This is a genomic window from Sphingopyxis sp. SCN 67-31 (assembly GCF_001725095.1).
Genome location: NZ_MEFH01000108.1, coordinates 1 through 11,166 on the forward strand (window position 1 = coordinate 1; position 11,166 = coordinate 11,166).

Below are 11,166 nucleotides of genomic sequence, written 5' to 3' on the forward strand. Positions count from 1 at the left end.
CGTCCTGCGCAAGTGCCGGCGTTGCCAAGACCGCGACTGCCGCGACGCTGGCGAGCAAAAATGTCCTGATCATCATAGCGAAACCCCCTGTTGGTTGGCCGATTTCCCTCAGAGAGCATTAAATGTATATACAGGTCAACAGGAATTTATCGAAATATATCAATTAGTTAAATGCCAAATTCGGCGCGCATCATACTTGTCTAATACGCATGCCGACGCCTCACCCCTCATCGATTTTGAAATTTTTTTGCAGGGTCCGGCCCATTCGCGCAAGGAGCCGACCGCCTTCCCCTTCGACTTGCTCATGAAATGACAGGGGACGCAGATCGAAGCCATTCGGGGCCGCTCACAAGCGACTGCTCAGTGCGAAAGTATCTGTTCAAGGAATGTCTGTGCGCGTTCGCTTTTGGGAGCCGCAAAAAAGTCGGACGGCCTCGCGTCCTCGACAATTTGCCCCTGGTCCATGAAAAGAATGCGATCGGCTGCCTCGCGCGCGAATCCCATCTCGTGCGTCACGCACACCATCGTCCGCCCCTCGCCGGCCAGCGCTGTCATCACATCGAGCACCTCCTTGATCATCTCGGGATCGAGCGCCGATGTCGGTTCGTCGAAGAGGAGAATCCGGGGTTCCATCGCCAGCGCACGCGCGATGGCTACTCGCTGCTGCTGCCCGCCCGAAAGCTGCCCGGGATATTTGCTCGCCTGATCTGCGATCCGGACCTTGTCCAGATAGGACATGGCCCGCGCCTCGGCATCCTCGACCGCGACGCCGCCGACGAGGACGGGCGCGAGGGTGCAATTTTCGAGCACCGTCTTGTGCGGAAACAGATTAAACTGCTGAAAAACCATGCCGACCGCACGGAGCGCCGCGGCAGCATCGCGGGACACCCGGTTTATCCTGACGCCCTCTATCAGCACCTCTCCGGCGTCCGGCGCTTCGAGCATGTTCATGCAGCGGATCAGGGTCGACTTACCGGAGCCCGAGGGACCGCAAATCACAACGCGTTGGCGCGGCGCGATATCGAGGTCGATCGAACGAAGCGCGTGATAGCCGCCGTAATATTTTTCGAGCTGCCGCAGACTGACAGCCGCCGGAATCGAAGCGTCCGTCATGACGCCCGCTTTCCGCTCCGCATCATCCGCACCCGCCCGAAGGCCGCATCGAGATCGGCGATTAGATCGTCGGGCGCCTCCAGCCCTGCATGAATACGAATCAGCGCACCTTCGGCCTCGCCATTCGGAAAGTCGCGGATCGGCGCCGGCCACGCGGGGACCGCAAGGCTTTCGAAACCGCCCCAGCTCGACCCAAGCTGGAATAGCGAGAACTTGTTGAAGAATGCGCTGGTCTCCGGCGGGGAGAGACGATCGAGCTGGACGCCGAACAATCCCGACGCCCCCGCAAAGTCCCGCTTCCAGATCGCGTGGCCCGGATCGGCGGGGTGAGCCGGATAGCGAACCGCGACCACCTCGGGCTGACACAGAAACCAGTCGATCAGGGTCGACGCGGTGCGCTGGTGGCGCTCGAGACGCGCGTCGAGCGTCCGGATGCCCCGGTGGACCAGATAGCAATTGTCGGGGCTCGCGCAATTGCCCCAGCGCGCCGCCGCATCCTTGAGGTGGCGATAGATGGCCTCGCTGCCCGCGGTCATCGTGCCGAGCAGGCAATCGGAGTGCCCCGAGAGATATTTGGTCGCCGACGCGAGCGAGACATCGACGCCATGAGCCAGCGGCTTGAAGAAGAGCGGCGTCGCCCAGGTGTTGTCGACCGCCGTCAAAATGCCACGGCCGCGCGCGACCGCCGCGATCGCCGGCACGTCGATCATGTCGAATGTCTGCGAGCCCGGGGTCTCCATATAGATGAGGCGGGTGTTGCTGCGGCACAGGTCAGCTATCTCCGCGCCGATATCGGGCCGGAAATATTCGACCTCGACCCCGAAACGCGCGAGCACATCGGTCAGGAATTTTCGGGTCGGCCCATAGACGCAGTCGGCGACGAGCAGATGATCGCCCGCGCCCGCAAACGCCGTGAGGGTGAGCGCGATCGCGCTTGTTCCCGAGGAGGTGATGACCGTCGCATAGCCGGCCTCGAGCTCGGCGACGGCCTCAGCGAGCGCAAAGGTCGTGCGCGTGCCATACAGGCCGTAGATGACCTCGTCATAAAGCCCCCGGTGGCGATCCATATAGGCTTCGACGCTGTCGTAGATGATCGTCGAGGCGCGATCGACGGGAGGATTGATGAGACCCCGCTGATCGCTCGCGCGCGGGCCGGCGTGAACGGCGCGGGTTGGATCCTGCCAGGCGCCCCCGGCGGGTTCAGCCCGCTCGCGGGGCGATGCTGGGTCTTGTTCATGCATAGGATAATTTCCGTTCGATCTTCATGCTGAGCCGGGACAGGGAGAAGCAGAGGAGGAAGAAGATGGTCCCGGTGAAAAGATAGGCTTCGGCGAAATAGGGTCGCCATTGCGCCTCGACGTAGGAAAGGCGCGTCGTCTGCAACACATCGAAGACGCCGACGATCAGGACGAGGGTGGTATTCTTCACCTCGCTGATCGAGGTGTTGACCAGACCCGGCACGCTGACCTTGAGCGCCTGCGGCAACAGGACGTGCCGCCGCGCCTGCCATTTGCTCAGGCCGAGCGCCTGCGCGGCCTCGCCCTGCCCGGCCGATACCGCGAGCAGGCCGCCCCGGATGACCTCGGCCATATAGGCGGCGGTGAAGAAGAGGAGCGCGATCTGGACACGCGGCAGGCTGTCGATCGAAAGATAGGCGGGAACGAACAGCGGGAACATCACCGCGGCGAGAAACAGCACGCCGATCAGCGGGGTTCCGCGAACGAGCTCGATGAAGGCGGTGCTCGCCCAGCGAAGCGTGCGCCGCGACGACCTGCGACCGAATGCGAGGACAATCGCCAGCGGAAATGCGCCGACCACCGCGATGCTGGCGAGCAGAAGCGTGACCGGAAGGCCGCTCCATTTTTCCATGGGCACATGCACGAGCCCCGCGAACCCGCCTCGCAACAAGAGCACAGCGACCAGAATAGCGCCGACCCAGACCAGCCCGAGGCGACGGCCCCAAAAGCGCGGGACGAAGGACAGCGCGAGGGACAGCAGCAGTACCGCCGCTGCTGCGGCGGCGCGCCACTGCTCGGCTTCGGGATAGGTGCCGAACAGGATGAGCCGCGCATTTTCCCGCAGGAAGGGCCAGCACGCGCCGCTGGCCAACCGGCATTCGATCGCCCCGCCGGCGAAGGTCGCATCGAGCAACAGCCACGACAGCCCCTTGCCGATGGCCAGAGCCGCCAGAACAAAAATGGCGAGCGTCAGGACAGACTGCCCTCCGCCCCCGAACAGATTGCGCCGCATCCATGCGGGCCAGTCGGCCATCCGGCGCAAGGGGAAGGGTTCAAGACGGGGTGCCTCGGCACTCCGGCCCGGCTGTCCGGCGACACTCCAGCCCAGACGGCGGGCATAGCGGCCGGTGACGAAGGACAAGGAAAGCGAAAGTAGGAGGAAGGTCGCCACAATCAGACCGACGCCCTCGATGGCCTGCCCCGTCTGGCTGATGACGGTATCGACGACCGAAACAAATTCGGGATATCCGATCGCCACCCCCAGCGAGCTGTTCTTGATCGTATTGAGATGCCAGCTCGTCATCGGCGGTATCGCGACGCGCAAGGCTTGCGGAAGGACGATCCGTCCCATCGTCTGCGCGGGCGACAGGCCGAGCGCCCTCGCCGCCTCGCGCTGCCCGGCGGGCACCGCGAGAATGGCGCCGCGGAATATCTCGGCCAGATAGGCCGAAGCGTAGACCGAAAGCCCGGCAACCAGCGTCAGAAATTCGGTCGAGAGCGAGAGGCCGCCGACCGTTCCGAAACGCCCCGCCCGCGGCAGATCGACCCCGCCCCACAGGATGAACGAAAGCGAGGCGATGCCAGCCAGCGCCAGCGCGGTGCGCACCCGAACGCGCTGGCGCCCGACGGCGCCGAAGAGGATCGCCACCGCGATGATCGCGGTCAGCAAGGCGAGCCTGCCGGGATCGGAGAGCACAAGTGCGGGGAGATGCAACCCCCGATTGTCGAGATCGAACGCACCGACGGATCCTGCGGCGGGACCCGGCAACCCGAACAGCAATATGGCGTACCAGACGAACATCTGGAGCAGCAGCGGGATGTTGCGGACCAGTTCGATATAGAGGCCGGAAAGCTTCGCAAACGGCCAGTTGGACGACAGGCGCGCCATACAGATTGCGAGGCCGAACAGGGTCGAGAAAATGATGCCGAGCGCCGAGATCAGGAGCGTGTTGAGCAGCCCCACCGACAACGCAGCGGCATAGGAGTCGCCCGGCGCGTATGCGATCAGCGTTTCGCCGATCGCAAAGCCCGCCCGGTCGAACAGGAAACCGAACCCCGTCCGGATATTCCGGTCGGCGAGATTGTCGGTGAGTGTCATGAACAAGGCGTAGCTTGCCGCCAGCCCTCCCGCCAAAAGCAGCCAGGGCAGCGCGGCGATGGCAGATCGTCGCCGAACGGGGGTCATCGCATCGGCAACGGGAAGATCAGCCCGCCGTCCCGGTATAGCCTGTTCTGCCCGCGTTCGACACCGAGCGGGGTGATGTGGCGGTCGAAGATTTCGCCATAATTGCCCGTCTCCCGGATCGCCCGATACGCCCAGTCATCGTCGAGGCCGAGCGACTTGCCGAATCCCGGCAGGCCGCCCAGCATCTTGCGGACCTCGGGATCGGGGGAGGTTGAACGCATCCGCGCCGCATTCTCCCGGGTGACTCCCATTTCCTCGGCGGCGAACAGCGCGTTCAGGACCCATTTGTTGATCTCGAACCATTGCTCGTCGTCGCTGCGCACGACAGGCCCGACCGGTTCCTTGGTGAGCCGTTCGGGCAGCACGACATAATCGCCCGGCGTTGCCGTATCGGCGAGGCGGATCACCGTCAGCGTGAAGGCATCGGTGGTCATCGCGTCGCATCGCCCCGCGAAGAAGGCGAGTTTCGCTTCCTCGGGATTCTCGAAGACGACCGATTGGAAGCGGAGCCCCTTGCGCTCGAAATATTCGGCGGTGTTGAGTTCGGATGTCGTCCCCTTGGTGATACAGATCGACGCGCCGTCGAGATCCGCCGGAAGCCGCACGCCCGAGCGTTTCGGCACAAGGAAGCTCTGCCCGTCATAATACATGATGCCGACGAAATTCACCCCGAGATCGGTGTCGCGCGTCAGCGTCCATGTGGTCGTCCGCGACAGGACGTCGGCTTCGCCCGTCTGCACGATCGTGAAGCGCTTGTTCGAGGCAACCGGCATGAAGCGGACCTTGCGCGCATCGCCCAGAACGGCGGCGGCGAGCGCCCGGCAGTAATCGACGAAGAACCCCTGCCAGCGTCCGCGCTGGTCGAGATAGGACATGCCGAGCTGTCCCGTGTGGACGGCACAATTGAGCGTTCCCCGCGCCCGGATTCGCGCGAGGGTCGAACCTTTCGCCGCAGCGGCGACCTCATGTTCGCCAGAGCCCGCAGGCTTGCCGCCGCAGCCGCCCAGTAGCAGGGCGCCCGCGGCGAGTAGGGCAGAAAGCAGAGAGCGCGGCGCGCGCGACCTATTCATAATGGAAGCTTTCAATGCTAATGCCATAAAGAATAGCTATAAGGAGCGATGTGCGATGAACCTGCGTCACCTCGAAGCATTCCGGGCGGTGATGGTCTCGGGATCGGTTACCCAGGCCGCGCAGTCGCTCAACCTGTCGCAGCCCGCGGTGAGCAAGATGCTCGCCGATCTCGAGCATCAACTCGGCTTTCAGCTCTTCCTGCGCTCGCGCGGCAGCGCGCTCACCGTGACCCCCGAGGCCGATGCCTTTTTTTACGAGGTCGAGCGTAGCTTTTCCGGCATCGCCGCGCTGAAGCGGGTGGCCGAGGACATCCGCAACATGGCGACCGGAACCTTGCGGATCGCAGCGCTCCCCGCCCTTGCCGTCAGCTTCCTGCCACGCGTGATCGCGGCGTTTCGCGAGACGCATCCCGGCGTCACCATTCAGCTGCAGACACGCAGTTCGTCCACGGTGCGGCAATGGATGGCGAACCAGCAGTTCGACATCGGGCTGGCGACGCCGGCGCGCGAGTTGCCTGGCATCCGGATGGAGCGCTTTCTGCGCTGCCCCGGTGCCTGCGTCCTTCCCGCCGGGCACCGCCTCGCCGCAAAGGACGTCATCCGGCCGGCGGACCTCGAGGGCGAGCCCTTCATCTCGCTCGCGCTCGAAGACGGCGTGCGCCACCGCATCGACCGCATTTTCGAGGACGCGGGCGTCCACCGCGAAATGGTCATCGAAACCCAATATGCAATGACGATCTGCGCGCTGGTCATGCAGGGCGTCGGATGTTCGATCCTCAACCCCGTAACCGCCGCGGATTATGCTGAGCGGGGGCTTACGGTCCGTGATTTCGCGCCGGAGGTTCATTTCGAATATATGCTCTTCACGCCGATGCTGCGGCCGATGTCGCAAGTTGCGGCCGCCTTCATCGCGATGCTCGAAGCCCACCGCGACGCGATGTTCGGCGCCGAAGCCGGCTGAAGACGAAAGTCGTCGCACGCCCGCCCAGCGCCACCGATCAGAAGGAAGCGGTCGCGCGGACGTACCAGAAGCCGCCGTTGAACCCCGTCGGCGCAAAGCGGAGATACTGGATCCCGTTGTTGATCTGCGATTGGCGCGCCTCGCGGTCGGGGTAGTTGTCGAAGATATTCTCGCCGCCGACCGCGAGTTTGAGCATGTCGTTGACCCGGTAGGAAAGCTCGAGATCGACCAGCAGTTCGGCGCCGCCGGTCTGGTCGGCCGCCGGGGTCGCGCCATAGTCGGTCCATTTGCCATAATAGTTCGCGCGCGTGAGGAAGCCGAAGCGCTCGCCTTCATAGCTGAAGGAGGCGTTGCCTTTCCACTTGGGGACGAAGCCTTCGAGTTCGAGCAGTCGCTCGCGGTCGGCGGTGATCACCGGCGAAGCCTTGATGACGTCTGTCTTCGTATAATTGCCGTTGAGGCCCAGTGTTGCCTTGCCTGCGCCGAGGTCGAAGCCGACGGTCAGTACGGCGTCGACCCCCTGGGTGCGGCTGTCGAAGGAGTTGGTAAAGAAGCTCACCTGCTGGAAGGAATCCCCGCCCGGAATGCCGAGCGCCGCAAGCTGCGCCCGCTGCGCCGGCGTGAGGTTGAAATTGCCCGATACCGCGATCCGGTCTTCGACCTTGATGTTGAAATAATCGAGCGTGAAGGTGACGCGATTGGACGGCTTCACGACGATGCCGCCCGCCAGGTTGAAGGATTTTTCCGGCCGGAGCGGCGTCGCCCCGAAGAATTGCGCCACCGGATTATTGGGGGCGATGATGCCCGCCGTCAGCGGCGCGCCCGTGACCGAGTCGATATTGGTCTGGACCTGCGAGGCATTCGACTGGCCGGGCGTGGGGGCGCGAAAGCCGGTATTGACCGAGCCGCGAACCGCGAACAGGTCGGAAAAATCATATCGTGCGTTCACCTTCCAGGTGAACTTCGAGCCGAAATCCGAATAATTCTCGTATCGACCGGCGAGGCCGAATTGCAGCGCCTCTGTGAGATTGCCTTCAAGCGACGTGTAGGCGGCCCAGTTGCGGCGCGCGAACTCGCCGGCCTGTATCGGGCTGAATCCGGGAAATCCGTTTGAGCCGACGGGGAGCCCCACTCTGTTCCCGGTATCGGGGTCGACGACCGAGGCGAAGGGGCCGACCTGCCACGACGCGATATCGCCCGCGGTAATCTCATATGTCTCGCGCCGATATTCGAGGCCGCCGGCGAGGGTCAGCGGATCGGCGGTGCCGATGGCAATCGGGTAGGTGAGATCGAGGTTGAAGGCGAGCTCGCGCTGTTCGAGTTGCCCCGGCTTGAACGACGTCGGCGAGCTTAGCCCAAGCGACGGATTGACCGTGTTGTCGATCCGGTAGGACGCATGGTTCTGCCCATAAGAGGCGCTGAGATCATAAGTCAGGCCCGACGAGAATTCGCCCTTGAGGCCGGCAGCGAGCGCGGCATCGGTGACCGTGGCCCCGAATTCCGGCGTAAAACCGCCCGGATAGAGCTGGCGAAAGCTGAAGCGTTGCCCCCCCGGAGTGCTGGTGAGCGGGATCGAGGTAGAAATGAAGCTCGTGTCGGGATGGCGGTAGAAGAAGGCCGTCGTCCCACGGCTCCAGCTGTAATTGCCGAAGGTATAGAATTCCATCTCGTCCGACAGGTCGATACCGGCATTGACGAAGATGCGGGCCGCTTCGGACTCGGGATTACCCCAGCGCTGCGCCGGGACCGGGACGCCCTCGACGCCCGCATCGATGAGCGCCTGCGCGTCGGGGCGCTGAACGCCGCGCGACGTCGTATTCGCGTTTACATATTCGCCGCTGATGTTGACGAAACCGGCATCGGTGAAGGGAAGCCCGACATTGCCCTGGATGAGGACATCCTCGCCGTCGCCCTTGTAGAATTGACCGTAGCGGGCGATCAGCAAGCCCCCCTCGCGGTCACGGCGCAGCCCGAAATTGAGCACGCCGGCGATGGCATCCGATCCGTAGAGCGCCGACGCGCCGTCGCGCAGCACCTCGAGCTGGCCGATCGCGATCGACGGGATCGCCGAAAGATCGGGTCCCTGCGATCCCCGGATATAGGGAACATTGGTGAACTGGACCGTCGCGCCGCGATGGCGCCGCTTGCCGTTCACGAGCACCAGCGTCTGGTCCGGCGGCAGACCGCGAAGCGAGAAGGGCCGGGTGAAGACGGCCCCGTCATTGCTGACGAGACGCTGGACGTTGAGCGATGGAACCTCGGTGCGAAGGAGGTCGTTCATGTCGGCCGTGCCCTTTTCGAGCAGTTCTGCGCCGGTAATGATATCGATCGGCTGAGCCGAGTCCGCAGCCTTTAGGTCGTTCCGCCGCGTACCGGTCACGATGATCTCGCCCTGCGATGCACCCGGCTTCGATGCCTCCTCGCCATTCTCTTGCGCGAAGGCGGCCATGGCCGACGAGGCGGCCAGGACAGCGGCGATCGAGCCACTCGTGCGAAAAAATTTTCTCATGGGTCCCCTCCATTTGCGAAAGCTCTCGGCTTCCTCAGCGGGCTATCGCTGCGCTTGGGTCATGGCCAGAAATAATCACGACTCATCGCCACAAACGAGAGGGTCATTCCATTAAGTTATATATCGCGCCCGCGTCCCTCTCTCCCGGCTCGCAAGCCCTTGCTTCGTCGCAAAGCGTGTCGCCGATCAGGCGCCGAACACCATCGACTTGCCATCCGGGCCAAAGGCAATGACTTCGAATCCATCCGCGCTTCCATCGGGCATCTCCATACCCGGCGAGCCGCGCGGCATGCCCGGAACTGCGATCCCATAAATGTCGCGGGGCCGGTCCCGGAGCAGCTGCGCGACATGCTGCATCGGCACATGACCTTCGATCGCATAGTCGCCGACGACCGCCGTGTGGCACGAGGCGAGCTGCTCGGGAACGTGGTGACGCGCCTTGACCTCGGTCATGTCCGACCGGTTTTCGACGGTCACCTCATACCCCGCCTTGCGCGCGATATCGGCCCAGGCCTCGCAGCATCCGCATTCGGGATCGCGATAGACGAGCATCCGCTTGGCGCTTGCAGCATCGGCACGGGGTTCACGAGCGGCCTCCGTCTCGCCGATCGGCACGGATCCCGGCGAAGCGTTACAGGCCGCCAGCGCCATGCCCGAGCCGGCCACCACCAAGCCGAGAAGATTGCGGCGCGTCATGGGACTTGTCATATCATTTCCTCGCGAGGATGGATTTCATCTGTTCGATTTCGGCCGCCTGTCCCGCGACGATGCCGCGGCACAGTTCGCGAATTTCTGGATCCTTGAGCGAAGCCTGCTCGCACATCAGGATCGCTCCCGAATGATGCGGGATCATTGAGCGCAAAAAGGCGGTGTCGCCGATCGTCGTCTGGGTCCGGATGAGCGCGAAGCTCCCGAAGAAGGCGACAGCCGATCCGAGCAGCAACAGTGTGTTGAAGCGCTTGGACGAAAACATGCCCGGCATTGCGACGATCATGATGACGACCATCGGCGACACCATCATCAGCGTCATATAGAACATGTTGAGGTTGTTGTAGAAGCTCGAGAGGCGGTCGATCATCACGAACATCACCAGATACATGATGATGCCACTGACAATGGTCTGCAGCGCAAGGCTGCGATAGGCTGGTTTCACGGCATATCTCCTCGACGTGTTGCCACTCCTCGATACTTCTAGAACCAGGTGCGCACGCCCATCACAAAGCTGACGCCACCCGGATCCTCACCGGCCGCGCGCGCGAAGCGCGCAGTATCGCCGAGCTTTCGCGCCCACTCGACGCCCAAATAGGGTGCGAACTCCTTCACGATCTCGTAGCGCAGGCGAAGACCCAGCTCGACGTCGGACAGGCCCGAGCCGACGCCGGTTTCAGGAACATCCTGCAGGGCGAAATTCAGCTCCGCCCTCGGCTGCAAAATCAGTTTCTGCGTGATACGCTGGTCGTAATATCCTTCGAGACGGCCGAGCAAATCCCCCTTGTTGGAGAGGAAAAGCGCGCCCTCGACCTCGAACCAATAGGGAGCAAGACCCTCGAAGCCGACCGTTGCATAGGTGCGATCGGGGCCAGGCCCAAGATCTTGTCTGATACCTGCCTGCGCATTGAAATAGGGTCCGATCGTTCGGCTGTAGAGCGCCTGAACCTCGGCACCCTCGATCCCTTCGCCGAAAACGGCCTCGCCTTCGCTCTTCAGCGTCAGCCGGTTGATATCGCCACCATACCAGGCCTCACCGTCCCATCGAAAGCCGTCACGGCCCTTGCGCGCCTGATATTCCGCGAGGTTGAAGCTGATGAACCCGACAGTCTGCCCCCCATTTTCCTTCATCATGTCATGCCGCGAATGTTCCATTTCGGCTTTCGGGTAGATGCGGTCGGCATACCAGTCGCCGGGGGGCGCCGGAGCGGTAGCATCGCCGGGCGGCAAGTCCGTTCCGCTCGCGCTGCCCATCCCAGGCATCGCTTCCATTCCCGGCATCGCCTCCATTCCCGGCATATTTTCCATCCCCGGCTGCGGGGACGTCGTATCGGCGGGGCCGGCTTGCGGGGTGCAGTGGCCCATTTTGGCATGTTCGGGGG

The 11,166-nt window shown here is 63.4% G+C and carries 10 protein-coding genes; 2 read left to right on the forward strand and 8 right to left on the reverse strand.

Translation table 11 applies throughout. The features are described 5' to 3' along the window. Positions 1–313 (forward strand): hypothetical protein (locus ABS88_RS19855; RefSeq protein WP_286750371.1); only part of this gene is annotated, 313 nt, incomplete at its 5' end. Between the two features lie 47 nt (positions 314–360). Here the strand turns inward: ABS88_RS19855 and ABS88_RS19860 are convergent. The 4 genes from ABS88_RS19860 to ABS88_RS19875 all read right to left on the reverse strand — a co-directional run bounded on the left by ABS88_RS19860 (position 361) and on the right by ABS88_RS19875 (position 5,606). Next, positions 361–1,113 (reverse strand): amino acid ABC transporter ATP-binding protein, encoded by a 753-nt coding sequence (locus ABS88_RS19860; protein ID WP_003046358.1) that lies wholly within the window; start codon positions 1,111–1,113, stop codon positions 361–363. Beyond that, positions 1,110–2,354 carry a cystathionine beta-lyase gene (gene metC / locus ABS88_RS19865; RefSeq protein WP_003046361.1) on the reverse strand — a complete coding sequence of 415 codons (1,245 nt, stop codon included), beginning with the start codon at positions 2,352–2,354 and terminating at the stop codon, positions 1,110–1,112. Before metC ends, ABS88_RS19860 begins: the two co-directional genes overlap by 4 nt. Further along, positions 2,347–4,449 (reverse strand): ABC transporter permease subunit, encoded by a 2,103-nt coding sequence (locus tag ABS88_RS19870; RefSeq protein WP_260833892.1) that lies wholly within the window; start codon positions 4,447–4,449, stop codon positions 2,347–2,349. The genes metC and ABS88_RS19870 overlap by 8 nt, the downstream gene beginning before the upstream one ends. Before the next feature lie 83 nt (positions 4,450–4,532). Continuing rightward, entirely contained in the window at positions 4,533–5,606 is a 1,074-nt protein-coding gene (locus ABS88_RS19875; protein WP_260833893.1) for an amino acid ABC transporter substrate-binding protein, read from the reverse strand. Between the two features lie 55 nt (positions 5,607–5,661). Here ABS88_RS19875 and ABS88_RS19880 point away from each other — a divergent pair, with 55 nt between their 5' ends. Further along, positions 5,662–6,567 carry a LysR substrate-binding domain-containing protein gene (locus ABS88_RS19880; protein ID WP_186401284.1) on the forward strand — a complete coding sequence of 302 codons (906 nt, stop codon included), beginning with the start codon at positions 5,662–5,664 and terminating at the stop codon, positions 6,565–6,567. Between the two features lie 37 nt (positions 6,568–6,604). Here ABS88_RS19880 and ABS88_RS19885 read toward each other — a convergent pair whose 3' ends face one another. The 4 genes from ABS88_RS19885 to ABS88_RS19900 all read right to left on the reverse strand — a co-directional run. Further along, on the reverse strand, positions 6,605–9,076 hold the full coding sequence (locus ABS88_RS19885; RefSeq protein ID WP_186401285.1) for a TonB-dependent receptor plug domain-containing protein: 2,472 nt from the start codon (positions 9,074–9,076) through the stop codon (positions 6,605–6,607). 186 nt (positions 9,077–9,262) lie between these two features. Then, complete coding sequence (locus ABS88_RS19890; RefSeq protein WP_286750372.1) at positions 9,263–9,772, reverse strand: DUF411 domain-containing protein; 510 nt, start codon at positions 9,770–9,772, stop codon at positions 9,263–9,265. 13 nt (positions 9,773–9,785) lie between these two features. Then, positions 9,786–10,175, reverse strand: a complete 390-nt coding sequence (locus tag ABS88_RS19895) for a DUF305 domain-containing protein (RefSeq protein WP_260833915.1) — start codon at positions 10,173–10,175, stop codon at positions 9,786–9,788. Positions 10,176–10,267: 92 nt separating this feature from the next. Further along, positions 10,268–11,166, reverse strand: an 899-nt coding sequence (locus ABS88_RS19900; RefSeq protein ID WP_286750373.1) for a copper resistance protein B, incomplete at its 5' end; no start/stop codon positions are given.

Bases quoted from the DNA above. Each gene is read 5' to 3' on its own strand.
- ABS88_RS19860 (WP_003046358.1), bottom strand. From the start codon at position 1,113: ATGACGGACGCTTCGATTCCGGCGGCTGTCAGTCTGCGGCAGCTCGAA.
- metC (WP_003046361.1), bottom strand. From the start codon at position 2,354: ATGCATGAACAAGACCCAGCATCGCCCCGCGAGCGGGCTGAACCCGCC.
- ABS88_RS19870 (WP_260833892.1), bottom strand. From the start codon at position 4,449: ATGACACTCACCGACAATCTCGCCGACCGGAATATCCGGACGGGGTTC.
- ABS88_RS19875 (WP_260833893.1), bottom strand. From the start codon at position 5,606: ATGAATAGGTCGCGCGCGCCGCGCTCTCTGCTTTCTGCCCTACTCGCC.
- ABS88_RS19880 (WP_186401284.1), top strand. From the start codon at position 5,662: ATGAACCTGCGTCACCTCGAAGCATTCCGGGCGGTGATGGTCTCGGGA.
- ABS88_RS19885 (WP_186401285.1), bottom strand. From the start codon at position 9,076: ATGAGAAAATTTTTTCGCACGAGTGGCTCGATCGCCGCTGTCCTGGCC.
- ABS88_RS19890 (WP_286750372.1), bottom strand. From the start codon at position 9,772: ATGACGCGCCGCAATCTTCTCGGCTTGGTGGTGGCCGGCTCGGGCATG.
- ABS88_RS19895 (WP_260833915.1), bottom strand. From the start codon at position 10,175: ATGTATCTGGTGATGTTCGTGATGATCGACCGCCTCTCGAGCTTCTAC.